The organism is Acinetobacter sp., from assembly GCF_036666595.1.
Taxonomy (GTDB): domain Bacteria; phylum Pseudomonadota; class Gammaproteobacteria; order Pseudomonadales; family Moraxellaceae; genus Acinetobacter.
Genome location: NZ_JAVWVO010000009.1, coordinates 12,824 through 37,104, shown reverse-complemented (window position 1 = coordinate 37,104; position 24,281 = coordinate 12,824). Strand labels below are relative to the sequence as shown.

At 41.7% G+C, this 24,281-nt stretch carries 23 protein-coding genes; 16 read left to right on the top strand and 7 right to left on the bottom strand.

Annotation, left to right across the window (positions count from 1 at the left end):
• Positions 1 to 77: 77 nt before the first annotated feature.
• On the bottom strand, positions 78 to 1,883 hold the full coding sequence (gene argS / locus RR876_RS12125) for an arginine--tRNA ligase (RefSeq protein WP_332477739.1): 1,806 nt from the start codon (positions 1,881 to 1,883) through the stop codon (positions 78 to 80).
• Positions 1,884 to 2,060: 177 nt separating this feature from the next.
• Between argS and RR876_RS12120 the strand changes: the two genes are divergently transcribed.
• A complete protein-coding gene (locus tag RR876_RS12120; RefSeq protein WP_004684392.1) occupies positions 2,061 to 2,345 on the top strand; it encodes a DUF2798 domain-containing protein in 285 nt (94 codons plus the stop codon).
• Positions 2,346 to 2,353: 8 nt separating this feature from the next.
• On the opposite strand, the gene RR876_RS12115 is transcribed toward RR876_RS12120, so the two are convergent.
• Entirely contained in the window at positions 2,354 to 2,953 is a 600-nt protein-coding gene (locus RR876_RS12115; RefSeq protein WP_332477740.1) for a hypothetical protein, read from the bottom strand.
• A gap of 272 nt (positions 2,954 to 3,225) precedes the next feature.
• Between RR876_RS12115 and RR876_RS12110 the strand changes: the two genes are divergently transcribed.
• From RR876_RS12110 to RR876_RS12095, 4 genes are all read left to right on the top strand, one after another.
• Complete coding sequence (locus RR876_RS12110) at positions 3,226 to 4,926, top strand: NAD-dependent malic enzyme (protein ID WP_332477741.1); 1,701 nt, start codon at positions 3,226 to 3,228, stop codon at positions 4,924 to 4,926.
• A 152-nt stretch (positions 4,927 to 5,078) separates the two neighbouring features.
• Positions 5,079 to 8,393, top strand: coding sequence for a type VI secretion system Vgr family protein (locus RR876_RS12105; protein WP_332477742.1), 3,315 nt, complete (start codon positions 5,079 to 5,081; stop codon positions 8,391 to 8,393).
• 2 nt (positions 8,394 to 8,395) lie between these two features.
• Positions 8,396 to 10,582 (top strand): LysM peptidoglycan-binding domain-containing protein, encoded by a 2,187-nt coding sequence (locus RR876_RS12100; RefSeq protein WP_332477743.1) that lies wholly within the window; start codon positions 8,396 to 8,398, stop codon positions 10,580 to 10,582.
• 4 nt (positions 10,583 to 10,586) lie between these two features.
• Positions 10,587 to 11,345 carry a hypothetical protein gene (locus RR876_RS12095; protein ID WP_332477744.1) on the top strand — a complete coding sequence of 253 codons (759 nt, stop codon included), beginning with the start codon at positions 10,587 to 10,589 and terminating at the stop codon, positions 11,343 to 11,345.
• Positions 11,346 to 11,390: 45 nt separating this feature from the next.
• Here RR876_RS12095 and RR876_RS12090 read toward each other — a convergent pair whose 3' ends face one another.
• Positions 11,391 to 12,311 (bottom strand): Dyp-type peroxidase, encoded by a 921-nt coding sequence (locus tag RR876_RS12090; RefSeq protein WP_332481883.1) that lies wholly within the window; start codon positions 12,309 to 12,311, stop codon positions 11,391 to 11,393.
• A 161-nt stretch (positions 12,312 to 12,472) separates the two neighbouring features.
• Between RR876_RS12090 and RR876_RS12085 the strand changes: the two genes are divergently transcribed.
• Positions 12,473 to 13,093 carry a LysE family transporter gene (locus RR876_RS12085; RefSeq protein ID WP_183175634.1) on the top strand — a complete coding sequence of 207 codons (621 nt, stop codon included), beginning with the start codon at positions 12,473 to 12,475 and terminating at the stop codon, positions 13,091 to 13,093.
• On the opposite strand, the gene RR876_RS12080 is transcribed toward RR876_RS12085, so the two are convergent.
• Genes RR876_RS12080 through RR876_RS12065 form a run of 4 tightly spaced genes read right to left on the bottom strand, consistent with a single transcriptional unit; the run spans position 13,074 to position 15,641 of the window.
• Positions 13,074 to 13,571 (bottom strand): DUF523 domain-containing protein, encoded by a 498-nt coding sequence (locus RR876_RS12080; protein ID WP_332477746.1) that lies wholly within the window; start codon positions 13,569 to 13,571, stop codon positions 13,074 to 13,076. The two genes, RR876_RS12085 and RR876_RS12080, sit on opposite strands and share 20 nt — an antisense overlap.
• A gap of 4 nt (positions 13,572 to 13,575) precedes the next feature.
• Positions 13,576 to 14,376, bottom strand: a complete 801-nt coding sequence (gene znuB, locus RR876_RS12075) for a zinc ABC transporter permease subunit ZnuB (RefSeq protein WP_332477747.1) — start codon at positions 14,374 to 14,376, stop codon at positions 13,576 to 13,578.
• 3 nt (positions 14,377 to 14,379) lie between these two features.
• Positions 14,380 to 15,162 carry a zinc ABC transporter ATP-binding protein ZnuC gene (gene znuC, locus RR876_RS12070; protein WP_332477748.1) on the bottom strand — a complete coding sequence of 261 codons (783 nt, stop codon included), beginning with the start codon at positions 15,160 to 15,162 and terminating at the stop codon, positions 14,380 to 14,382.
• Positions 15,147 to 15,641 carry a transcriptional repressor gene (locus tag RR876_RS12065; RefSeq protein WP_004984035.1) on the bottom strand — a complete coding sequence of 165 codons (495 nt, stop codon included), beginning with the start codon at positions 15,639 to 15,641 and terminating at the stop codon, positions 15,147 to 15,149. Before RR876_RS12065 ends, znuC begins: the two co-directional genes overlap by 16 nt.
• Positions 15,642 to 15,782: 141 nt before the next feature.
• Between RR876_RS12065 and RR876_RS12060 the strand changes: the two genes are divergently transcribed.
• From RR876_RS12060 to RR876_RS12015, 10 genes are all read left to right on the top strand, one after another.
• A complete protein-coding gene (locus RR876_RS12060; protein WP_332477749.1) occupies positions 15,783 to 16,622 on the top strand; it encodes a zinc ABC transporter substrate-binding protein in 840 nt (279 codons plus the stop codon).
• Positions 16,623 to 16,793: 171 nt separating this feature from the next.
• On the top strand, positions 16,794 to 17,192 hold the full coding sequence (locus RR876_RS12055; protein WP_332477750.1) for an ATP synthase subunit I: 399 nt from the start codon (positions 16,794 to 16,796) through the stop codon (positions 17,190 to 17,192).
• A 107-nt stretch (positions 17,193 to 17,299) separates the two neighbouring features.
• Positions 17,300 to 18,175, top strand: a complete 876-nt coding sequence (atpB, locus tag RR876_RS12050) for a F0F1 ATP synthase subunit A (RefSeq protein WP_332477751.1) — start codon at positions 17,300 to 17,302, stop codon at positions 18,173 to 18,175.
• Between the two features lie 84 nt (positions 18,176 to 18,259).
• Positions 18,260 to 18,505, top strand: a complete 246-nt coding sequence (atpE, locus tag RR876_RS12045; RefSeq protein WP_000424060.1) for a F0F1 ATP synthase subunit C — start codon at positions 18,260 to 18,262, stop codon at positions 18,503 to 18,505.
• Between the two features lie 38 nt (positions 18,506 to 18,543).
• On the top strand, positions 18,544 to 19,014 hold the full coding sequence (locus RR876_RS12040) for a F0F1 ATP synthase subunit B (protein WP_004684420.1): 471 nt from the start codon (positions 18,544 to 18,546) through the stop codon (positions 19,012 to 19,014).
• 12 nt (positions 19,015 to 19,026) lie between these two features.
• Complete coding sequence (locus tag RR876_RS12035; RefSeq protein WP_004684422.1) at positions 19,027 to 19,563, top strand: F0F1 ATP synthase subunit delta; 537 nt, start codon at positions 19,027 to 19,029, stop codon at positions 19,561 to 19,563.
• Positions 19,564 to 19,607: 44 nt separating this feature from the next.
• Complete coding sequence (gene atpA, locus RR876_RS12030; protein ID WP_004684423.1) at positions 19,608 to 21,152, top strand: F0F1 ATP synthase subunit alpha; 1,545 nt, start codon at positions 19,608 to 19,610, stop codon at positions 21,150 to 21,152.
• A gap of 88 nt (positions 21,153 to 21,240) precedes the next feature.
• Positions 21,241 to 22,110, top strand: coding sequence for a F0F1 ATP synthase subunit gamma (gene atpG / locus RR876_RS12025; protein ID WP_201707056.1), 870 nt, complete (start codon positions 21,241 to 21,243; stop codon positions 22,108 to 22,110).
• 26 nt (positions 22,111 to 22,136) lie between these two features.
• Positions 22,137 to 23,531 (top strand): F0F1 ATP synthase subunit beta, encoded by a 1,395-nt coding sequence (gene atpD / locus RR876_RS12020; protein WP_332481882.1) that lies wholly within the window; start codon positions 22,137 to 22,139, stop codon positions 23,529 to 23,531.
• Between the two features lie 26 nt (positions 23,532 to 23,557).
• A complete protein-coding gene (locus RR876_RS12015) occupies positions 23,558 to 23,977 on the top strand; it encodes a F0F1 ATP synthase subunit epsilon (RefSeq protein ID WP_058868679.1) in 420 nt (139 codons plus the stop codon).
• The last annotated feature ends 304 nt before the right edge of the window (positions 23,978 to 24,281 follow it).

The window sequence follows — 24,281 nt, the reverse complement described above, 5'->3', positions numbered from 1 at the left end:
AAAGCGTTGCTTTCTACATCGTTACCTCAAGCATAGCTTTCGGTCTTGCAGCCATGTGTGAAGCTTTGCTTCACTTATTACATGGCTTCAGGTGCAGACACACCTAGTAACTCTAAACCATTACGCAAAACTTGTTGTACGTTTATTGAAAGTAATAAACGGGCCTGCGAAAGGGCAATATTCTGTTCGTCGATAATTCTTGTATTATCCAAGTTATACCAACCATGGAATAACGCTGCGAGTTCTTTCAAATAGTTACCCACTTGGTGTGGTTCATAGCTATTTGCAGCACGAAGCACAATTTCAGGATAAGCTGCAAGTTTGGCAAGAATTTCAGTTTCAGCGTCAAGAGTTAATAAGGTCGCATCGTAATCAGCTGCTTTGCTACGATCAAAAGTAATGCCTTTTTCAGGTGCTTTCACATCGACCATACGATTGACACGTGCATGCGCATACTGGATGTAGTACACCGCATTGTCTTTGCTTTGTGAAACTGCAAGGTCTAAGTCAAAGTCAATGTGTTGCTCAGACTTACGCATCACGTAGTAGAAACGCGCAGCATCGTTGCCCACTTCTTTTCGCAGGTCACGTAAAGTCACGAACTGACCAGAACGAGATGACATTTGTACCATCTCGCCACCACGCCATAAGCTGACGAACTGAACCAATAGAACGGTGAGTTTTTTCGAGTCATACCCCAAGGCATCAATCGCGGCTTTAACCCGTGAAATATAGCCATGGTGGTCTGAGCCCCAGATATCAATAATATCGGTATAGCCACGTTGTAATTTATTCAGGTGATAAGCAATGTCAGAAGCAAAGTAAGTGGTTTGTCCATTACGACGCTTCACAACACGGTCTTTTTCATCGCCAAATTCAGTCGATTTGAACCAAATGTTGCCGTCTTTTTCGTATAAGAAACCACGTTGTTCTAAAGTTTCTAAAGCTTCATCAATTTTGTCTGTCAATGAGGCTTCGCTGAACCATTGGTTAAAGGTTACGCCAAACTCGCCCAAGTCATCTTTGATGTCATCTAAGATCGCATTGAGTGCTGCTTGGTGGAAGACACGGTAAGCTTCACCGATTAAGCTTTGTGAATTATGAATTAAACCATCAATGTGCTTTTCTTTGTCACCTGAGAGGACAACTTTATTGCCTTCAGCATCGAGTTCTTCTGCATATTGCACATCTTCAGGGACATCTTTATAGACGTCTGCCACAGGGCGGACGTAGGCATCGTCATCAGCATCGATAATGCTTTGCGCGATTTCTTTAACATAATCGCCTTGATAGGCATTTTTAGGGAAAACCAGTTCTTGGCCTGTTAATTCGAGGTAGCGTAAATAGGTAGATGTTGCAAGGATGTCCATTTGACGGCCTGCATCATTCACATAATATTCACGGTCTACCGTCGCACCTGTTGCTTCAAGCAAGGTTGCAACCGTCATCCCATAGGCAGCGCCACGACCATGACCAACGTGCAAGCTCGATGTTGGGTTGGCAGAAACGAATTCCACTTGTATTTTTTTCGCAGCATTGGCTTGCGTGCGACCAAATTGCTTGCCTTGCGCTTGAATTTGATCAAGTACAGCAAAACGTTGGTCAGCATTTAAAAAGAAGTTAATAAAGCCAGGGCCTGCGATTTCTGCTTTGCTGATGTCCGCCACTTCAGGCAGTGCAGCAAGAATTTTTTCGGCTAAATCACGAGGCTTCATACCCGCAGCTTTAGAGGCAATCATCGCGATATTGGACGCGAAATCCCCGTGGCTTCGGTCTTTGGTACGCGTCAAAGTACTGCTGTTGTTCCAGTCTGCTGGAAGGATACCTTCAGCTTGAAGGTTTTGTACTGCGTGCTCGAGAGCTGCTTGGATTGCCGTGTTCATATTCAGTCGAAAATTTGATGTCGCAGAAAAACGCTAAATATAGCAAATTTCCGCGTCTTTAGGTGAATCCATTTTTATAGAATAAAAAATGTTCGAAAACTGCTAACGATTGCGCTGCAATAAACATGAAAAGCGCAGTATGATGAAAACCAAAACGCATACTTTTAAGGATAAAACGTGTCTGAACAGCGGCCGATGATCATTGGCAATATTCCCAAATTACCAGCAAAATACGCCATGTTTATTTTGCCATTTTTTATCTCATTTTTTATGAGTGGCATTATCTCGATGATCAATCTTTGGCGCAATTTGGGCTGGGTGGACAATTTCCTACAGGTTTGGCTGTCCGCATGGATGATGTCTTGGGTGGTGGCCTATCCTGTAGTGCTCATTGTGCTACCGATTGTGCGCCGTTTGACCGGTGTGTTTGTCGATATGTCACATTTGAACCCACCCAAATAACCTCCATTTTAGCTATTTTCACGGCATGAGACAGGTTTGCTCAGGAGTTCTGCATTTTGGTTTTGAAAACGATACAGTTTGCCTGCATGAAAGAGCTTAATCACTTGGGCACTGGCAAGCTGTTGTTGAAAACGACTCAGGGTTTGGCGTTGAAATGGATCAAAGGGATTGCCGTAGTTTTTGTTGTCGAGTAAAAACTGAATCTGTCCTGCTTCTTTATCATAGCCATATAAGATACGTTTGCCTTGCACATCTTGAAGCTCAAATGTAGGCGGATGACTGCTGATTTTACAATTCAGACGTAGCGAGAGCACAAAGCCTTCGGTCGATTTGTTTTGTAGCTGATAAATCCCTTGTTTTTCATTCTCCAAATAGACCCATTGGTTCAAGGGTAAATTTGCACTGAGTTGCTCATATTGCTCGATGGTAGCTTTACTGATATCGACAATGCCTTTGGGATCGATTTCAGGCAGTTTTTCGTTATGACCAAATAGTCCTGTAATTTTATCACTCACTGTAGTTTGTGCCGTAGAAATGGATTGGCATGCTGTCATTTGTGTGAGGTAAAGACACGTAAGGCTCAACAACATCAATTTTTTGATGATCATTTTTAATATAAAGAAGAAATAAAAGCGCTAGCTTAGCTTGAGCTTTGTTCAAGTTCAAATTTTATCCATGCGTTATTTGACCGAAAGACTGTCGTAAACGTCATTTTTACGTTGAGTTGGTTTGATTTTTATTTTCAGACTAAATCGCTTTGATAATTACATCACGCTTATAAATATCAAAAGATGCGCAAATGGCGCTAAGCTAGTAGCCGAATTAGATGCATAGATTCTCCCCATAGGTTCATCTAAATCTATGTATAACGAGATAGGTAATGACGACAGAATATTTAAAGACAAAACAACCCTTATACATCCCTTATGCGGGCAATACCTTACTTGAGTTGCCGCTGTTAAATAAAGGATCCGCATTTACGGAAGAAGAGCGCACTCGCTTCAACTTGCATGGTTTAATTCCGCATGTTGAAGAAAGTATTGAAGAACAAAGTCAGCGTTCTTATCAACAGTACTGTGCTTTTAATGATGCGATCAATAAGCACATTTATTTGCGTAACATTCAAGACACCAACGAAACCTTGTTCTATCACCTCATTGAAAACCATTTAAGTGAGATGATGCCGATCATCTATACTCCAACGGTGGGTGAGGCTTGTCAGCGTTTCTCGGATATCTATCGTCGCCATCGTGGCACATTTATTTCCTATCCAGACCGTGCGCATATTGATGACATCTTGCATAACATCAACAAGAAAAATGTCAAAGTCATTGTGATTACCGACGGCGAGCGTATTTTAGGCTTGGGAGACCAAGGCATTGGCGGGATGGGTATTCCCATTGGAAAATTGTCGCTATATACCGCGTGTGGTGGTATTAGCCCAGCTTACACCTTACCAATTACCCTCGATGTCGGGACCAATAATCAGCAGTTACTGAATGACCCGATTTATATGGGTTGGAATCAACCGCGCATCAGTGGTGATGAGTACTATGCTTTTGTCGATGAAGTCATTGCTGCGATCAAGCGTCGTTGGCCGAAAGCCTTAATTCAATTTGAAGATTTTGCGCAAAATAATGCAATGCCGTTATTGAATAAATACCGTGATGAAATCTGTTGTTTTAATGATGATATTCAAGGTACCGCAGCCGTTTCTGTGGGCAGTTTGATTGCTGCATCACGTGCGGCGGGTAAACAGCTCAAAGATCAAACCGTTGCCTTCTTAGGTGCGGGTTCAGCAGGCTGTGGGATTGCTGAGCAAATTGTTGCGCAGATGAAAGTTGAAGGTTTAACTGATGTCGAAGCGCGTGCACGCGTGTATATGGTTGATCGTTTTGGTTTAATCACTGAAAATCAGCCGAATCTACTCGATTTCCAACGTAAATTGGCGCAAAAGCCAGACGTGATAGCGGAATGGGGCAATGCTGAAGAGGTGATTTCACTGCTTGATGTTGTGAAAAATGCCAAACCTACTGTGTTGATTGGAGTATCGGGTCAGCCGGGTTTATTCACTGAAGAAGTGATTCGCACTTTGGCGTCGAACTGTGATCGTCCGATTGTATTGCCACTGTCTAATCCAACGTCGCGTGTAGAAGCAGTGCCAGCAGATATTATTCACTGGACGGACGGCAAGGCTTTGATTGCGACGGGCAGTCCTTTTGCTCCTGTAAACTATCAAGGCAAAATTTATAATATTTCGCAATGTAATAACTCATACATCTTCCCAGGCATCGGGTTAGGTGTGATTGCGGCCAATGCAACCCGTGTGACCGATTCGATGTTAATTGCATCGAGTAATGCTTTGGCAGATTGCTCACCGATGCTCGTGAACCCTACAGCAGATTTATTGCCTGAGATTGATGAAATTCAGAAAGTCTCTAAGCTGATAGCCTTTAAAGTGGCCAAAGCAGCAATGGATGCAGGTGTAGCCCCGATTATTAGTGATGAGCAATTGCAACACGCGATTGAGAAGAACTTCTGGAAGCCAGAGTATCGTCACTATAAACGTGTCGCCTTCTAAAGCTTAAAATGAGATCGAACAAAAAGGAGCATGCTGCTCCTTTTTGTTTTTTTGAGAGCTAAGACTTCATTAACATTATTTTACTAGATTAAAAAAAAGACATTTTGTACACTCCGCGCACAAGTATAAAAACCAATAACTTAATAATGACCATGTTCAATTCTATTTATAAAATGCTGGAATCCTTTGGATTTGGCTCGCAAAAACGTGCTTTGCATATTCATTTTTCCAATCCGGCTTTGAACACACAGGTGTTTATTCAGCGGATTGAGGGCGAGCACAGAATCAATCAAGGCTTAAAAGCTGAAATTCTATGTCTATCGACCAATGCTTATCTACCTTTAAAACAGTTCATTGGTGGGCGAGTCTCGGTTGATCAGGTCACGGATGTGGGGCAGCTTTCTCGTCTGACGGGGGTGATTACCAGTGCCAGTCAGGGGCAAAGTGATGGCGCACTAACTGTTTATAAACTGACGATTGAAGATGCAACTGCGCTGTGGCATAAGCGCAGAAACAGTCGCGTGTTTATGAGTAAAAGTGTTCGTGAAATCACTGAAACTCTGTTTAGCGAATGGCAAAGTCACAGTACATTATTTGCAGCCAGCTTAAGCCTAAACTTAGACGGTTTGAGCCGTGATTATGATGTACGCCCCTTTGTCATGCAGTCTAATGAAACCGACGCTGAGTTTCTCACTCGACTATGGCGGAGTGAAGGTATTAATTGGTTGATCGATGAACAAGCTCCGATGGTGCTCAGTTCGTCCGAACCGATTCAGGCACAGCAACTTCGTTTGATTGATGATAATCAAGCTTTTACAGCGCTGGGCCGCCGAAAGATTCGTTTCCACCGCAGCCATGCTACTGAGCCTTTTGATAGCATCACCAGTTTTATTGCTGAACGTCACTTACAGTCCACGACTGTGCAGACGCAGCGTTGGCAAGCGCAACATTTAGCTCAAGATCAGAGTCAGGCTGTGTTGAGTGCGCATCAGCACAGTGATCAACAAGACAATGAAAGTTTGGGTCTGGAACAAGTCTGGTGTGTCAGTCCAGCATGGACGGCTGATCTACAAGGTGAAGATCAGGTCACGCTTGCCAATAGCAGTCAACTAGATCGTCTCAACCAACAACTGAACCAATATCACGAGCTTTACTCCAAATATTTCACAGCAAAAAGTAGCGTTCGAGATGCGCGAGTCGGCTATTGGTTTGAAATGATTGATCATCCTGAAATAGACCAGCATGTGTCCGCAGAGCGTGAATTTCTCATTTTAGGCAAAGTCTTTTATAACCAAAATAATTTACCCAAAGAGTTGCTACAGCAAATCAATCTGTTACTAAAAGGGAGTCGCTGGCAAGGTCTGAGTGAGGAACGACAAGCCAATGAACTCTTTGTCGTACGCCGTGAGGTCAAAATTGTTCCAGAATATCAAGCGTGGATACACCGTCCAGCAGCTTATCCTTTACGGGCCAAAGTCGTCGGGCCTGAAGGGGAGGAAATTTATGTGGATGCATGGGGACGGATAAAAGTTCGTTTCATGTTTACGCGTAGTGATGACCATGCTCATGATGGTGGTGCGGGTGCAAATGACAATGACACGGACTCGGCTTGGGTCGATGTATTGACCCCATGGGCGGGTGAGGGGTATGGCGCACGTTTTCATCCGCGTGTCGGAGAAATTGTGGTCATCGACTTCTTTGAGGGGGATGTCGATCGACCTTTTGTGGTGGGACGTATTCATGAAGCGGAGCGCCACCAAACCATGTTTGATGTGAAAGGGACATTGCCTGCGACGAAAAAACTCAGCGGGATTCGATCACAAGAAGTTGCAGGGCAAGGTTTTAACCAGCTGCGTTTTGATGATACGACAGGGCAAATTAGTGTGCAGTTACACAGCAGTCATGGAGCGAGTCAGCTCAACCTTGGCAACCTAAGTCATCCAAAAGCAACTGAAAACAGTGATGGGCGTGGTGAGGGGTTTGAGCTAAGAACGGATCAATGGGGAGCCATGCGTGCAGGCAAAGGCCTCTTGATTAGTACCTATGCACAGGATCAAGCGGTCGCAGATCATTTGGCTGCATCCGAAGCCCAGTCCATCTTGCAGCAAGGTCATGACAGTATGCACATGTTGAGTACTCTGGCTGTTAAACAACAGACTGATGCATTGAATGTGGTTAATCGTCTGCCTAAATTGATTCAGTCTGTAGAGTTAAAAGGCGCCAATCAAGCACTCCAAGCAACCGTTGGTTTATTTAAAACCGCAGTTAGTCAGGATCCGATTTCGGCATTAAAAACGTGTGGTGGTTTTATTGAGGATATTCAAAAATTTGGTCAAGACACAGACAATTTGATCAATGAATTTAAAGATTATTTTCGGGATGCAGAGGCTTCAATAGAAAATTTAAAAGCCTTTATTGATAACCTCGAAGAACATGGAACAGATGCTTTGAAAAGTCAGTTGCAAGGCGTTAAAGAAAAATTGAATGCGGATCCATTCGCCGCTTTAAAAGATGTTGGCAAAGTGATTGCCAATGTTGAGATGAAAGATTTTGACCTGACTAGTGCTTGCGGAAGCTTTAATAAAGGCAGCAAACTGAATGTTAATCCCATGCAGGCATTAGGCTCCATGCAAGGTTTTATGGAGACATATGCTCAAGAGGCAGAGCAAACGCAGGATACTCAGAATCAAGCTCAAGCGAAGATCTTTCGTCAGGCTTTAATGCTGCTGGCTTCCCCCAATGGTATTGCCTTAACTACACCTGAAGATATTGTTTTACAGGCTTCTCAAGACATCGCTGAAAGCGCACAGGGGTCAATTAACTTAAGTGCCCAGAAGAATATTATTGCGCATGCACAGGATAAAGTGAGCTTATTTGCTGCACAAAAAGGGCTAAAGGCATTTGCTGCAAAAGGAAAAGTTGAATTACAGGCACAAGATGATGCGATAGAAGCGATTGCACGTAAGGTGATTAAGCTAATTTCAACAGAAGATAAAATAGAAATAACCAGTCCGAAAGAAATTGTGCTCACCGCTGGTGGTTCGCAGCTCAAAATCAATGGGGATGGGATTTTTACGACAACAGGTGGAAAGTTTGAAAGTAAGGCGGGCCAGCATAGTTTTGTGGGTGGGGCAAAAGTATCTTATGAGGTTCCTGAATTACCTTGCTCTTCTACTTTTAGCAATCGGCTAGATATTTATAATTTATTTTGGGCAAGTGATTTCAATCAGCTCAGTTACAAAGCTTTTATTCCTGAGACAAATGCATTTATTGCAGGGGTAATAGATGAACATGGCCGTACAGGAAAAATTAACACATCAGACCCAACAAAAGTCCAAGTGCTTGTTGGATCTGATGATGAATGGGGCTTACGAGTCGAAAGTTTTGATGAAGATGATTTTAGTATTGATAAAAATGTAAATGGTGAGAATTTAGAAATAAATCATAATGAAAATAATAAGGATTAGAAATGAATAAAAAATCATTGGTTACTATACAAATTTTAGATTTATTTGGAAGCCCAATTTCTAAAGCTCAATATAAAGTGACGAACCAAAGGACTGGACAGGTTATTGCAGCTGGTGCAACAAATTCTAAAGGGTGCATTGTCGAAATTAGCCGAGATAAAGGTACAGCATTAGATGTTCATGTCAAAAGTATGTTTGATGGTTTAATGCTAAAAGTCCAAAGCTTTGTTATGTCTAGAGATAGGATGATTGTAAAGATTACGAGCCCTAAAGTTCTTTTAAACTTAACGACATTCACTAATCAGGGAAGTAATGGAGAATATAAAAGAAAAACACATGTTGTGAAAAAAGGAGAAACTTTATTTGATATCGCTCAAAAAAATAATACGACAGTTCGTGCATTAGAACGCCTAAATAAGATAGATGATCCAAATAAGATTTATATTGGTCAAGTGATTAAGTTGGAAGTAAATATTCCAGCTGCAGGAAATCATGTGCATCAACAAAAAGAAAAATCAGCCACACAACCAAAAAATCAATCGTCCCCTAGTACAACATCAAAAATATCTCAGAGGCAAGAAGCAAAAAAGCCTTCTCAGATGAGTCCACAAAAAAAACAAGGTGATGGGCTTTTTTCAGGAAATTTAGGTAATGAAATCCTAAATAAGGTGAATGAGCTTTATGAAGAGGGTAAGAATATACTCAATGAAACTGCCAATTTAGGCTCTAAAATCCCGACAGTTGAAGACCGTAGCCAAGAGAGTGGAACACCCAAAACAAATACTGAAAATTTATGTAAAACCAATCCTCAATGTATTTCATCAGGTAAAAGTGAATTAATTAGAGAAATTAATATTCGTTTAGCTGGGTTTGGTGGTGCATTACCCACAGATGAGTTTACTAACTTAACAGCTGCTTGTATTAGGCAATTTCAGAGGGATTATATGGGGGTGATTGAAACTGGAAAAATTTGTGGAAGTGTTTTATCCGCTTTGGATAAGTTTTACTATGAGTATCCAATAGCAAGTTTTATGGTGAAGGCTTCTTGTCCGTGTGGTGAATGTTTAGGGTATGGTAATAATATTAGAGGGGTGAAATCAGGATTAAATACTGCAAATGAGTATCCAGGTTTACATAGGTCTTTAATATGGGTGTTGAAGGCATTAAGTTTTTATCTAAAAAAAGATTTTAAATCTGAAAATATCGAAGTAGCATATATAGAGTCCGGGTATAGGTGTATCGAGAGTAATAAGCAAAAGAAAAGAACTAGTGTTAACCATATGGGACTAGCTTTAGATATACATTTTAATAAAAATGGAGTTAGAACTACAGCTTCTCAAGATATGAATAAAATACGTAAAAGAATATTAGTATCTAAGATGAATGCTTCAGAACAAAGACAAGATGATAAAATTTATCTGGAACCAGAAAAGTTTAATGATGGTTCTTCGGGAGCAAGTACATGGGTACATTACGATGTGACAAAATTTTCGATGGTTGCTAGAAATGAAATTTATTTTAAAAAAACAGTTAAAGATCTAAATGGAGAATTATTCTCTGTTTTACTAAAAGAAATAAATAAGCAATCTTTACTCAGTTGTTCTGGTGTTATCTTTAAAAATGACGCTCCTAAATCTAATATTTTAGAAAGTGAGTTGATTTTATCGAATCAAGATATTATTGATATTATGAAGGTAACGGAGACTGAGGTAATTAAATTTAATAATGAAAATAATTTTAAACAACAAGCTGCTGGAGTTGTAGATACTATATTAAATAGGACGAAATCTGGTGTATGGGGAGGTACTGTGAGAAATGTTGTCAATGCACATCGTCAGTTCTCTAAAATAACAGGGCCTAAAAGTTTAGAGCCATATGGTTCTGTTCAAAATATGCCAATGTCTGCTGTTAGCTCAAGGATAAAAAATTTCGTGAATAGTTATTTGATTGAAAGAGCAAATGGTCGCCCATCCATTGTAGGGGGACATTTGAATTATGCAAATAAATATTATTCTGATGAATATAATCGAAAAGCATGGGTCAATGTTTTTCATGATAAAGCTGTTAGAGATGGTCTAATTTTTGGTCATGGAAAAGCAATTCATGCACACGGTACAGTTTCTGAATTAAAAGATAGTATTCCAAAACCATTTAAATTAAGACTTCCAAATAATTTTAAAGGAATTTAACACCATGTTTAATTTTAATTTTTTTTATTTAATTTTTTTTATAGGATTAGGTTTTTTGAATGTGGCGTGTGCAAAAACTAGCACAAATGGTTGCAATTCAAATAATGTTGAGGAAAAATTTCAATGTATTAAAAATGAAAATTTTCTTCTTGAAAAAGAGTTGAAAAAATTAAAAAACAATGAAAGAAAAGATTTTACCCTATGGGAAAAAAGTATTGAGAATAGATGTGAGAGTAAAAAATCTTATACTCTAGGGGAGGGTGTTGGATTGGTAAAGGAAGAGTGCTATAGGGGTGAATACATAAACAGGTTAAATGAAATTGGCAGAGATAATGGTAGAGTTTTAAAAGAAATTAATAAAAAAAATGATGATGGATTTTCTGTAACTTTATTACCTTATAATACTGATGATCACATCAACTGCATTTTGAAAAATAGTAAGACTAGTTGTGATAAAGTAAATTTAATTGATGTTTCCGCTTTATTGAAGGTTTATAACGAACTTGATGAAAACTATGGTAGTTCAGTTATCTTTCCTGAATCAAAAAATGGTGTGATCCTAATAGCATCTCCATCGTCTTCAGATTCTGGTCGCTCTGTAATTAATCTTACCTCAGTAAATGCATTGGGACTATTTAAAAAAATCACTATAGATGCTTCCAACAATATAACAATTAATAAAAACTATGAAATCTTTTATAAAAAGAATGGAAAGTTGTTGAAAATTACTCTGAATAATAATGGAGAGTTTGTTGTTAATTGATTAAATTAGGAGTAACTATCATTTTTAGTTACTCCTAATTTAAACTCACCCTTCCAACACTTCTTCCAGCAACTCCTCACTCGGCGCAAAATAATAAGCACCATCCACAGGAGTCACAAAATGAAGCATACGGTCATGAATTCCATCACCACTGGTGCCGAACATACGCAGTAACATCGCATCAATAATGCTTAAATCTTTCGTATAGGCAATAAAAAATAAACCTTGCTCACCTTTACCATCGCCATAAGGAAGAGAGTGACGTAGGATTTCCATTTCCTCGCCTTCATCATCTTCAACCACGACACGTGCAACGTGAGAATTTTCAGGTTTAACGTCATCATCTAGTTCAATGCTTTCAAGTTTTGTTCGGCCAAAGACTTGCTCTTGAGCATCAACCTTTAGCTTTTTCCACTTTTCCAAATCATGGCAATAGCGCTGTGCAAAAATAAAAGAACCATCTGCGAATATTCCTGCATCTTCACTTAATAAGGTCGTTGCAGCACGATCATCGGGAAACTGTGGGTTTTCAGTACCATCAATAAAACCAGTCAAATCTCGACCATCAAAATTGCGGAAACAGACCCGTTCATCTAAAACATCAACTTTATCTTGGATGCCTTCAAAGAACGATTGACTAAGGGCAAAACAAATATCGGTACGCTGAGCTGCAATATGAATTAAAACATCCGCAGATGAAACAGGCATATTGAAAGAGCCATAAATGGGCTCTAGCTGTTTAAACCCTGCAGGCGCTGTAGGATGAAGTTGTGCCCAAAGTTCAGGGCCAAAAGCAACAGCCGTTTTAATTTGCGCATTTGGATGTTGGGTAATAAGACGATCACGGGTGGAAAATAAATCTTCTAATTTTTCTTTAAGTTCTTCAATACTTAAATCTTTTAAACGTAAAACAATAAAACGGGCATGATCTGAAGGTAATGGCAGAATTACAGATTGGGCGGTCATTCATGGCTCCTAAAAAAATTGTTATTTCTATTGGCTGCACTTATTGTGCCTTATGCAGTTTCAGCTTCATAGCCTTAAGTGATAAATTCATTGATGAATAATAAACCCTAAAAGCATGAAAGATCATATAATCTAAAGGTCATTTTTTTCTCAATACCACTATGTCATTTCAAATTTGGCTTGGCTTTGTACTCGCATGTTGGATCATTAGTATTTCTCCAGGGGCAGGGGCCATTGCGTCAATGTCGAGTGGCCTTAACTACGGTTTTAGGCATGGCTATTGGAATGCGCTGGGTTTACAACTCGCCTTGTTGGTACAAATCGGTATTGTGGCGGCTGGGGTAGGGGTGCTTTTTGCCACAACGCCTTGGGCATTTTGGGCCGTGAAGTGGTTTGGTGTGGCTTATTTATTGTATTTGGCTTATTTACAATGGATGGCACCCATTCAATCGATTGAAATTCAACAAGAACAACCGACTAAATCGCGCTCTAAATTGGTGATGTATGGATTTTTGATCAATATGAGTAATCCCAAAGCAATCGTATTTTTATTGGCAGTTTTACCGCAATTTTTGGATTTGTCTAAACCGCAGTGGAGTCAATATGCGGTGATGGCCGTCACGATGGTCACGATTGATTTAATTGTGATGGCGGGATATACGGGGTTGGCAGCGAAAGTTTTAAAACTCTTAAAATCACCGCGACAGCAAAAATATCTAAATCGTACTTTTGCCGTGTTATTTAGTTGTGCAGCGGGATTGCTTAGTTTGGTTCATCAATAAGTTTGGTCTGCGTCAATTCTGCTAAAAACTGTTGTTCGGTAACCACATGTATACCGTGTTGACGAAATAGGGCGGCAGTGATTCCTTCCCCTGCAATTTTTTGCCCAGTAAATGAGCCATCATAGATGCCATCGCTGCCACAAGATGGGCTATTGGCTTTGAGCACAGCATGGGTGACGTGATTGGCGTGTGCCAATGCTAAAGCTTTGTAAGCACCTTGAATAAAGACATCGCTAAGCTGATGACCATCTGAGGAAAAAACCTGTGCGTGGCCTAATAAAACATCAGCACCTGACCCGTGGAGAATTTCTGCTGCGGGACGCGGGGTTGGAAGTCCTGCACTGACTTCAGGGCATAAGCTGACATAATTTTTATCGAGCAAGGCTTCAACTAACTGAGAGACTAAGGAGTCTTTGCCGTCATAACGAACTTTTTGTCCGAGTAGGCATGCGCTGATAAAATAACGTTTATGGCTCATTTAGTTATGTCAGTTTTTTAAACTTCTGCGCGATAAAAATCAATGCAAACAAAATCGACATGGTTAAAACAATGCTGAGTCCCGTAGAAGTATTTAGCCCTGCACTGGACCATAAACCAACCGTCACCCCAATTTGCGCAATCACAAAGGCCCAAATCACCATTTGCTTTGGAGAGTGGGCAAGCAGTCGAGCGGTGAGTGCTGGAATAACAAGCAAGGCACCCATCAGTAAAGAACCCACTGCACGAAGCGCTAAAATGGTAAATAAAGCCAGTAGTAACATAAAAATCAAGCGTTGCCATTTCGCACTGACACCTTCACTAACGGCCATATCAGGATCGATCGCGATTTGAATTTGAGCCTGCCAACTTTTATAAAGCACTGCCAATGCAACAACAATAACAGTAACAAAAATGGGTAGGTCTGCCCATGTGATCGTGAGTAAATCACCAAATAAATAGCTGAGTAACTCAGGTCTTAAACTTGGAATGTGTTGAATAAACATCAGACCCGAGCAGAGCAAGGTCGCAGAACAGAGTGCGAGTAATGCATCATTTGGTAAACGTGGATCATGCAACACCCAGAGGATTGCCACCAACAACCCCGCAATAAAAGCCACACCCATCCACAGGGGCAACGCCATTGCTCCTGCAATCGCGACACCCAGTAACGTGCCATGTGCCATGGTGTCGGCAAAGAATGACATGCGGCGCCATAGCATCAAACAGCCCAGTGGCGCAGTTAAAAAGACCAGCAGCGTGCCCATAATCCATGCAGGCAACAGCAGTTGTAACCATTCCATCATGACTTAAGCTTCCGGTTCGGGGTGAATGTGTGGACGCGCGTCATGCTGACAAGGCGTTGCACTATCACCATGTGCGCAGTGATCATGATGATGTTGATAGAACACGCGGTTGGTACCAAAAATGGCTTGATACTCGGGGTGCTGCTGCACGTTTTCAGGTAGGCCGCTACAACAAATGTGTTTATTCAAACACACTACACGATGAGTCCCTTGCATGACCCACTGCAAGTCATGTGAAACCATGAGTACAGCACAGCCGTATTTGGCGGGTAAGCTGCGTACATAGTCGTACAGCTCAGCTTCAGACTGAATGTCTAAGCCTTGCATGGGTTCATCGAGAACCAAAATATCGGGTTGGCGTAACAGCGCACGTGCCAGTAAAACGCGTTGTCGTTCCCCACCTGAAAGCTGCTGTACTTTGGAGTTTTCAAGTTTGCTGATCCCAGTATCGTGGATAATTTCTTGCTTGATTACAGGATCGCATTTTTCCAAAGCCAAAAGGTCTTTCACCCTCAGCGGTAGGCTATGTGAGGGATTAAATTTTTGGGGTACATAAGAAAACTTGAGTGGCTTTGTTGTTTTAATGTCGCCAGCATTAGGATGCACAATACCCAACAGCACTTTAATGAGCGTGGATTTCCCCGCACCATTCGGACCAATTAGGGTCACAATTTCCCGTTCGTGTAAGACAAAATCGACATGCTTTAAAATGTCGCGTTCATCGATATGAACACTAATTTGGGAGAGTTCGACCAGAACAGGATCGAGGCTTATTTGTGGCGACACTGCTGACAAATTCCTGAAATTTCGATAATGCTATGTTGTGCCGTAAAGCCATCGGCTGCGGAAAGTGCATCGAGTTGTTGTAATAATCCTTGGGCAGAGGCCTCTGTCACTGATTTGCAATCAGTGCAAATGAGAAAGGCTGCTTGATGGCCTTCACGGGGATGGCAACACGGAATATAGGCATTAATCGAGGTGAGTCGGTGAATGAGGCCTTTTTCTAATAAAAAGTCTAAGGTGCGGTACACCGTCGGTGGGGCAGCAGGGCGGTCGGCATTGCTTTTAATTTTAGCCAACAAATCATAGGCACCCATCGGGCCTGTCGCATTCAGGATCAGTGCCAAGACTTCTTTTCTTAAGGGGGTTAGGCGCGCACCAGTTGTTGCGCACAAGACTTCTGCTTCAGCCAAACGCGTCTCAACGTTGTGATGACCATGCACATCATGTAAAGCATGGTGGTGTTCGTGAGAACAAGCGCTCATAACAAACCTCAAGTGCAAAATTTATAAAAGAAAAACGACATTAAATCTTAACATGAAGCGCAGAGAGTTTCGATTAGGCATAGGTATTTTTGTCGATTTGTTATATTATAACACTAATTGTATTTCTAGTGATTGCTCCCCATGTCCCGTTTCTTGGCTTTTTTTGCGTTTGCGCTGTTTAGTAGTGTTGCTTGGACGCAAGACTTGGTTGTTTCTACACAGCCGATTTACTTGATTGCACAGGAAGTGACGAAAGGCATTGAAAAACCAACCTTATTGTTGGCAGATCAATCTGGACATGATGTGAGTTTGACCCCAATGCATCGTAAAATCATTCAGGATGCAGGTTTGGTTGTTTGGTTGGGGCGAGCACATGAAGCACCGTTGGATAAACTCCTGACCCCCAATGATAAAGCAGTTTCTATTTTAGATTCAGGCATTATTAATGCCTTACCACTACGAAATACCCGTGGTGATGCCTTAAAAAATACCATCGATACCCATGTTTGGCTTGACCCAAACAATGCGGTACGCATCGGTTTCTTTATTGCAGGCCTGCGTTCACAGCAGATGCCTGAGTATAAGGAGCGCTACTGGAACAATGCCAAAATCTTTGCTCAGAAAATGTTGCAAGCCTCAGCTATATATAGTCAAAGTACCCAAGCTCGCCCATATTGGTCTTTTCATGATGCCTATCAATACCTGGAGCGACCTTTAAACTTACGCTTTGCAGGCGCTTTGACAGATGACCCACATATTGCGCCTACGGTTGCGCAAATCAAATACTTAAATGACAGCCGCCCTTATTCAAAGATGTGCCTTTTGGCCGAAGTGCATGCCAGTCAAGCACAATATCAAAAGTTGAACCCATTGGTTTTCCAAGCGGTTGATGAAAGCATGACAGGGGCAGGGGATTTTGTCAGCGCGTGGAAGCAATTGGCCGATCATGTGCATAAATGTGTGCTAAACACCCGAAAGTGACGCAAAAATTAAACAATAATTGATTAGTTTAAAAGCAATTTAAACATAGAAAAAAACTCGACTTAGGTCGGGAAAAGATTGCATGTTCAGGGGTGTAACCCTATAATGCCTGCGATTAAAAATAATCATCAGCTAAACTTGTCAAGCATGATTGTTGTGAGTGAATAAATAATGAGCCGAACTAGTCGCATGATTGACCGACGATTAGCGAAAGCTTTAGTCCTCTTGCAAGCATGTATGATTCCTGTTTCAGCCTTGATCGGTTGGGTCTTGAAAGATTCAACTGCAGCCCTGAGTGCAGCATTAGGTGCACTCGTGTGTTGGCTTGCGACTTGCTATTTTTCGTGGCAATCGTTTCGAGCAGCAGGAGCTCGCGCCTCTAAACAAGTTCTTGCGAACATGTATAACGGCATGATGGGTAAGTTTGCAATTGTGATTGTTGGTTTCATTTTAATTTTAAGCAATGTCAAACCGTTGTCAGCGGTGGCATTGTTTTGTGGTTTTATGCTCGTTCAAACCATGACGTGGGTTGCTCCATTTTGGGTGTCGCGTCAACAAAAACGAGTTTAATAAGCACTACAAAAAATTGAAAAGTTTTTTAGGAGGTGAACGAGATGTCAAGCAGCACGCGATGTTCGTTCTCTCTATTTGTATTTGACATTGACCAGGTGTGATTTATGGCTGCTGAAGAACATGCCCTTACTTCGACCGAGTATATCAAGCATCACTTGACGAATATGACGTATGGCAAAATGCCAGACGGTTCATGGAAGTTGGCTGAAACTGCTGATGAAGCTCAACAGATGGGGTTCACTGCTATTCACTTGGATTCAATGGGTTGGTCTATCACTCTTGGTGTGATTTTCTGTTTGTTATTCTGGTGCGTAGCGAAAGCTGCAAACTCTGGTGTTCCAACCAAGTTCCAGTCTGCAATTGAAATGATCATTGAGTTTGTGGACTCAAGTGTTCGCGACACTTTCCATGGCAAATCACGCTTAATTGCGCCACTTGCATTGACTATTTTCGTGTGGATTTTCCTCATGAATGCAATGGATTTAATCCCAGTTGACTTTATCCCGTATACAGCTCAATTGATTGGTGCAAGTGTATTTGGTATGGATCCTCATCACGTTTACTTCAAGGTTGTACCTTCTACAGATCCAAACATTACCCTTGGTATGTCTTTATCTGTATTTGTATTGATCTTGTTCTACAGTATTCGTGAAAAAGGGATTAGTGGTTTCGTTGGCGAATTAGCACTTAACCCATTTAACCCAAGTAACCCAGTTGCAAAAGCGTTATTGATTCCAGTGAACTTAATTCTTGAATTAGTAACATTCCTTGCACGTCCAGTTTCATTGGCTCTGCGACTTTTCGGTAACATGTATGCAGGTGAGTTAATCTTCATCCTTATCGCATTATTACCGTTCTGGATCCAATGGGCGTTGTCTGTGCCTTGGGCGATCTTCCACATTCTTGTTATCACGCTACAAGCATTCATCTTTATGATGCTGACTATCGTATACTTGAGCATGGCAAGCGAAAAGCATTAATGGTAATGCTCAACTATCACTGGATGGTTGGGCGCATAATTTTTTAATTTAATTTGGTATAAACCTAACCTCTGAGGAATTATCATGGAACTCACTTTAGGTCTAGTTGCAATTGCATCTGCTATCTTGATCGCTTTTGGTGCTTTAGGTACTGCGATTGGTTTTGGTCTTTTAGGCGGTCGCTTCCTTGAAGCTGTTGCTCGTCAACCAGAATTGGCTCCACAACTTCAAACTCGTATGTTCTTAATCGCAGGTCTATTAGATGCTGTGCCTATGATCGGTGTTGGTATTGGCTTGTTCTTCATCTTTGCTAATCCATTTGTAGGTTAATCAGCTTAATTCCTAAATTAAACTATTGAGGAATAGCAATGAATATTAACCTCACATTGATTGGCCAAGCGATTGCGTTTGCGATGTTTGTCGCATTCTGCATGAAATTTGTATGGCCACCACTAATCAATGCGATTAGTGAGCGTCAGCGTAAAATCGCTGATGGCTTAAACGCTGCTGAAAAAGCAAAAGCTGATCTTGCGGATGCGCAAGCTCAAGTGAAAGCTGAATTAGATGCAGCGAAAGCGCAAGCGGCTCAATTGATCGAACAAGCGAACCGTCGCGGTGCACAATTGGTAGAAGAAGCTCGTACTCAAGCGTCAGCTGAAGGTGAGCGTATTCGTCAACAAGCAAAAGAAGCTGTTGATACAGAAATCAATTCTGCTCGTGAAGAATTACGTCAACAAGTTGCTGATCTTGCAGTAACAGGTGCTGAGAAAATTCTTAGCCAAAAAGTTGATGCTGAAGCTCACAATGCCATGCTGACTCAGCTGGCTGCTAAACTTTAAGAGAGGCGGATTATGGCTGAACTCTTGACGTTGGCACGCCCGTACGCTAAAGCAGCATTTGCTTACGCTTCTGAGCAAAATGCAACTGACTCTTGGTCATCTGCATTGAACTTGCTCAGTGCTGCGGTGCAAGACGAAGCATTTTCAGCTTTCTTAACTCGCCCTGAGCTTACTCCTGCTGAGCAGGTAAGTCTTTTTGCAAAAGTATTAGGCGAAGACCAAACTGCAGCAGTGTCAAACTTTTTGACATTGCTTGCTGAAAACAACCGTTTGGTGCTTCTTCCTGAAATTTCTGCTGAATACGAGCAGCTCAAATCACAGAATAACAATACTGTGGATGTAGTGATTGAATCTGCATTCCCATTGACTTCTGTACAAGAACAATTACTTGCACATGCTTTAGAGAAAAAATTCGAAGCTGCAGTAAATGTTTCTGTAGAAGTTAAACCAGAGCTTATTGCTGGTGTTGTTATTCGTGCAGGCGACCAAGTGATAGATGATTCTGCGCTTAACAAGCTAGAAAAAATGCGGACTCGTCTTCTTGCTTAATTGCATATGAAGACTGAACTTTAAAAAGATTGAGGTATAGCGCAATGCAACAACTGAATCCATCCGAGATCAGTGCGCTCATTAAACAGCGTATCGGCGATCTGGACACCAGCGCGACCGCTAAGAACGAAGGGACCATTGTTATGGTTTCCGACGGTATTGTGCGTATTCACGGCCTTGCTGATGCAATGTACGGTGAAATGATCGAATTCGACGGCGGCTTATACGGTATGGCACTGAACCTAGAACAGGATTCAGTGGGCGTCGTTGTTTTAGGTAACTACTTAAGCCTTCAAGAAGGTCAAAAAGCGCGTTGCACAGGTCGTGTATTAGAAGTTCCGGTTGGTCCAGAACTTTTAGGCCGTGTAGTAGATGCTTTGGGTAACCCAATTGATGGTAAAGGCCCAATTGATGCAAAATTAACTGATGCTGTTGAAAAAGTAGCACCAGGCGTAATTTGGCGTCAATCAGTGGATCAACCTGTACAAACTGGTTATAAATCAGTAGATACAATGATCCCTGTAGGCCGTGGTCAGCGTGAGTTGATCATTGGTGACCGTCAAACTGGTAAAACAGCGATGGCGATCGATGCGATCATCGCGCAGAAAAACTCTGGCATTAAATGTGTATACGTAGCTATTGGTCAAAAACAATCGACTATTGCTAACGTTGTGCGCAAGCTAGAAGAAACTGGCGCTATGGCGTATACCACTGTTGTAGCAGCAGCTGCAGCCGATCCAGCAGCAATGTTGTACTTGGCTCCATACTCTGGCTGTACAATGGGTGAATACTTCCGTGACCGCGGTGAAGATGCACTAATCATTTATGATGATTTGTCTAAGCAAGCTGTTGCTTACCGTCAAATTTCATTGTTATTACGTCGTCCACCAGGTCGTGAAGCGTATCCAGGTGACGTATTCTATCTTCACTCTCGTCTTCTTGAGCGTGCTTCGCGCGTTTCTGCTGACTATGTTGAGAAATTCACGAATGGTGAAGTTAAAGGCCAAACTGGTTCATTAACTGCATTACCAATCATTGAAACTCAAGCGGGTGACGTATCTGCATTCGTACCAACGAACGTAATTTCGATCACTGACGGTCAGATCTTCCTTGAAACATCATTATTCAACGCAGGTATTCGTCCTGCTGTGAACGCGGGTATCTCTGTATCTCGTGTTGGTGGTTCAGCGCAGACTAAGATCATCAAAAAATTGTCTGGTGGTATCCGTACTGCTTTGGCGCAATACCGTGAATTGGCAGCGTTTGCTCAGTTCGCTTCTGACCTTGATGAAGCAACTCGTAAGCAACTTGAACATGGTCAACGTGTAACTGAATTAATGAAGCAAAAACAATATGCTCCATATTCAATTGCTGACCAAGCTGTTTCAATTTATGCATCTAACGAAGGCTACATGGCTGACGTTGAAGTGAAGAAAATCGTAGACTTTGATGCTGCGTTAATCTCTTACTTCCGTTCAGAAAATGCTGCGTTAATGCAAAACATCGATGAAACTGGTGATTACAACAAAGACATCGAAGCTGCAATCAAAGCAGGTATTGAAAGCTTTAAAGCGACTCAAACTTACTAATTTCAACTTCAGTTGGATTTAGTTTTGGTTTGGTTCACGGATCAACCTTCGAGGGCTCGAAAGGGCCTTCGAATACTAGGTTAAGCGTATGGCAAATTTAAAAGAAATTCGCGCCAAAGTAGCTAGTATCAAAAGCACGCAGAAAATTACTCGCGCGATGCAGATGGTAGCAGCTTCTAAGATGCGTCGTGCGCAAGAGCGCATGGCTCAAGGCCGTCCGTATGCCGAAAATATGCACCGTGTAATTGCTCACTTGGTTCAAGCGAATCCTGAATACAAACACCGTTATATGGTTGAACGCCCTGTGAAGCGCGTTGGCTATATCATTGTGTCTTCAGATCGTGGCCTTGCTGGTGGTTTGAACATTAACTTGTTCAAAAAAGTGGTTAAACACGTACAACAGCAACAAGAGCAGTCAATTGAAGTTCAATTTGCTTTAATTGGTCAAAAAGCGGTTTCGTTTTTTAAAAACTACGGCGGTAAAGTGCTGGGTGCTACGACAAATGTCGGTGATACACCAAGCCTTGAACAGTTATCTGGTTCTGTACAGGTGATGTTAGACGCATTTGATAAAGGCGAGTTAGATCGTATTTATCTTGTGTCAAACGGCTTTGTCAATGCCATGACTCAAAATCAAAAGATCGAACAACTTGTTCCTTTGGCTGCTGCTGAAGAAGACAAGACCCTTAACCGTCAATACGGTTGGGATTATATCTATGAGCCTGAAGCTGAACAGCTTTTAAATGGCTTATTGGTTCGTTATATCGAGTCTGTGGTATATCAAGGCGTGATCGAAAACATCGCGTGTGAGCAGTCAGCTCGTATGGTTGCAATGAAAGCTGCAACGGACAACGCAGGTGATTTGATCAAGAGCCTACAACTTATTTATAACAAGCTGCGTCAAGCCGCGATTACTCAGGAAATTTCTGAGATCGTTGGTGGTGCCGCTGCCGTTTAACATTATTTTGAATTGAGGAGACAGCAATGAATAGCGGTCGTATCATTCAGATCATCGGCGCGGTTATCGACGTCGAGTTTGAACGTAATAGCGTTCCTAAGATCTATGACGCTCTACAAGTTGTTGGTACTGAAACTACATTAGAAGTTCAGCAACAGCTTGGTGATGGCGTAGTTCGTACCATCGCAATGGGATCTACTGAAGGTCTTAAGCGCGGTTTAACAGTTACGAATACTGAAGCACCAATTTCTGTACCAGTGGGTACAGCGACTTTGGGTCGTATCATGGACGTTTTAGGACGCCCTATCGACGAAGCTGGTCCAGTTGCAACTGAAGCGCGTTTGCCGATTCACCGTCAACCACCTTCATATGCAGAACAAGCTGCTTCTACTGATCTTTTAGAAACTGGTATTAAAGTCATTGACTTACTTTGCCCGTTTGCTAAAGGTGGTAAAGTTGGTCTGTTCGGTGGTGCCGGTGTTGGTAAAACTGTAAACATGATGGAATTGATCAACAACATCGCGAAAGCTCACTCAGGTTTATCTGTGTTTGCTGGTGTTGGTGAGCGTACTCGTGAAGGTAATGACTTCTATCACGAAATGAAAGATTCTAACGTTCTAGACAAAGTAGCAATGGTCTACGGTCAGATGAATGAGCCACCGGGTAACCGTTTACGCGTAGCGTTGACTGGTCTTACTATGGCTGAATATTTCCGTGATGAGAAAGACGAAAACGGTAAAGGCCGTGACGTATTGTTGTTCGTTGACAACATTTACCGTTACACATTGGCTGGTACCGAAGTGTCTGCACTTCTAGGTCGTATGCCATCTGCAGTAGGTTATCAGCCTACACTTGCAGAGGAAATGGGTCTTCTTCAAGAGCGTATTACATCAACTAAGTCTGGTTCGATCACTTCGATCCAAGCGGTTTATGTACCTGCCGATGACTTAACAGATCCATCGCCTGCGACAACGTTTGCTCACTTAGACGCAACTGTTGTATTGAGTCGTGATATCGCATCTTCTGGTATTTACCCAGCGATCGATCCACTTGACTCAACTTCACGTCAGCTAGATCCTTTAGTTGTTGGTGCTGAGCATTATGAAATTGCACGTTCTGTACAGAATATTTTGCAACGTTATAAAGAGCTTAAAGACATCATCGCAATTTTGGGTATGGACGAATTGGCTGAAGAAGATAAGTTGACTGTTTACCGCGCGCGTAAAATTCAACGTTTCTTCTCTCAACCGTTCCACGTAGCTGAAGTGTTTACTGGTGCTCCTGGTAAACTTGTACCGCTTAAAGAAACGATTCGTGGCTTTAAAGGTCTTTTAGCTGGTGAATATGACCACATTCCAGAACAAGCGTTCTATATGGTTGGTGGTATTGACGAAGTAATTGCTAAAGCTGAGAAACTTTAATTAGTTACCTAATTTAGGAGATTCTCATGTCGACTATGCAGTGTGATGTTGTAAGTGTTCAAGAGTCTTTGTACTCTGGCACTGTAACGATGCTAATTGCTAAAGGTGCTGGTGGTGAGTTAGGTATTATGCCTGGTCACGCGCCACTAGTAACTTTACTCAAGCCGGGTACAATCCGTGTTCTGCTTGAAAACGGTACAGAAGAGTTAATCTATGTATCTGGTGGTGTTCTAGAAGTTCAACCGCATGTTGTTACGGTTCTTGCAGATACTGCAGTCCGTGCAGAAAACTTAGATGAAGCAGCAATTCTTGAAGCGCGTAAACACGCTGAACAATTGCTTGCAAATCAAAAGAGCGACTTGGACTCGGCTGCTGCTTTGGCTGCTCTTGCAGAAACTGCTGCTCAGTTGGAAACCATCCGCAAAATCAAAAATCGCGCTCAATAAGAGACGGTTTGAGATTAAAAAAAGCCACCGAAAGGTGGCTTTTTTTATGTCTGTTGATCAAAATGCGTCAATTGCTTATTTCATGATGAGTTTGTTGGTTTCTTAGTTGTCATTGTTCAAATGGACTGGATTGGTCTGCTGCATACATGCAATCTTTGTTTTGCATGATAGTGCTTCGTCTTTTAACTGTACGTTGGCTTGTAGAATATTTTGAATACACAATTTTTAAAATTCATCTGAATCAATGCTCCTATGCTTGATATATTTCGTTAAGCAAGGACATAGCTATCTAAAGTTGCATATC

What these genes read in the sequence shown, in the direction of transcription:
- RR876_RS12100 (WP_332477743.1), top strand. Translation starts at nt 8,396, where the DNA reads ATGAATAAAAAATCATTGGTTACTATACAAATTTTAGATTTATTTGGA.
- RR876_RS12095 (WP_332477744.1), top strand. Translation starts at nt 10,587, where the DNA reads ATGTTTAATTTTAATTTTTTTTATTTAATTTTTTTTATAGGATTAGGT.
- RR876_RS12080 (WP_332477746.1), bottom strand. Translation starts at nt 13,571, where the DNA reads ATGAGCCATAAACGTTATTTTATCAGCGCATGCCTACTCGGACAAAAA.
- RR876_RS12060 (WP_332477749.1), top strand. Translation starts at nt 15,783, where the DNA reads ATGTCCCGTTTCTTGGCTTTTTTTGCGTTTGCGCTGTTTAGTAGTGTT.
- RR876_RS12090 (WP_332481883.1), bottom strand. Translation starts at nt 12,311, where the DNA reads ATGACCGCCCAATCTGTAATTCTGCCATTACCTTCAGATCATGCCCGT.
- atpD (WP_332481882.1), top strand. Translation starts at nt 22,137, where the DNA reads ATGAATAGCGGTCGTATCATTCAGATCATCGGCGCGGTTATCGACGTC.
- RR876_RS12035 (WP_004684422.1), top strand. Translation starts at nt 19,027, where the DNA reads ATGGCTGAACTCTTGACGTTGGCACGCCCGTACGCTAAAGCAGCATTT.
- atpG (WP_201707056.1), top strand. Translation starts at nt 21,241, where the DNA reads ATGGCAAATTTAAAAGAAATTCGCGCCAAAGTAGCTAGTATCAAAAGC.
- RR876_RS12055 (WP_332477750.1), top strand. Translation starts at nt 16,794, where the DNA reads ATGAGCCGAACTAGTCGCATGATTGACCGACGATTAGCGAAAGCTTTA.
- atpE (WP_000424060.1), top strand. Translation starts at nt 18,260, where the DNA reads ATGGAACTCACTTTAGGTCTAGTTGCAATTGCATCTGCTATCTTGATC.
- RR876_RS12110 (WP_332477741.1), top strand. Translation starts at nt 3,226, where the DNA reads ATGACGACAGAATATTTAAAGACAAAACAACCCTTATACATCCCTTAT.
- atpA (WP_004684423.1), top strand. Translation starts at nt 19,608, where the DNA reads ATGCAACAACTGAATCCATCCGAGATCAGTGCGCTCATTAAACAGCGT.
- RR876_RS12040 (WP_004684420.1), top strand. Translation starts at nt 18,544, where the DNA reads ATGAATATTAACCTCACATTGATTGGCCAAGCGATTGCGTTTGCGATG.
- znuB (WP_332477747.1), bottom strand. Translation starts at nt 14,376, where the DNA reads ATGATGGAATGGTTACAACTGCTGTTGCCTGCATGGATTATGGGCACG.
- RR876_RS12085 (WP_183175634.1), top strand. Translation starts at nt 12,473, where the DNA reads ATGTCATTTCAAATTTGGCTTGGCTTTGTACTCGCATGTTGGATCATT.
- RR876_RS12115 (WP_332477740.1), bottom strand. Translation starts at nt 2,953, where the DNA reads ATGATCATCAAAAAATTGATGTTGTTGAGCCTTACGTGTCTTTACCTC.
- RR876_RS12065 (WP_004984035.1), bottom strand. Translation starts at nt 15,641, where the DNA reads ATGAGCGCTTGTTCTCACGAACACCACCATGCTTTACATGATGTGCAT.
- argS (WP_332477739.1), bottom strand. Translation starts at nt 1,883, where the DNA reads ATGAACACGGCAATCCAAGCAGCTCTCGAGCACGCAGTACAAAACCTT.
- RR876_RS12105 (WP_332477742.1), top strand. Translation starts at nt 5,079, where the DNA reads ATGTTCAATTCTATTTATAAAATGCTGGAATCCTTTGGATTTGGCTCG.
- atpB (WP_332477751.1), top strand. Translation starts at nt 17,300, where the DNA reads ATGGCTGCTGAAGAACATGCCCTTACTTCGACCGAGTATATCAAGCAT.
- RR876_RS12015 (WP_058868679.1), top strand. Translation starts at nt 23,558, where the DNA reads ATGTCGACTATGCAGTGTGATGTTGTAAGTGTTCAAGAGTCTTTGTAC.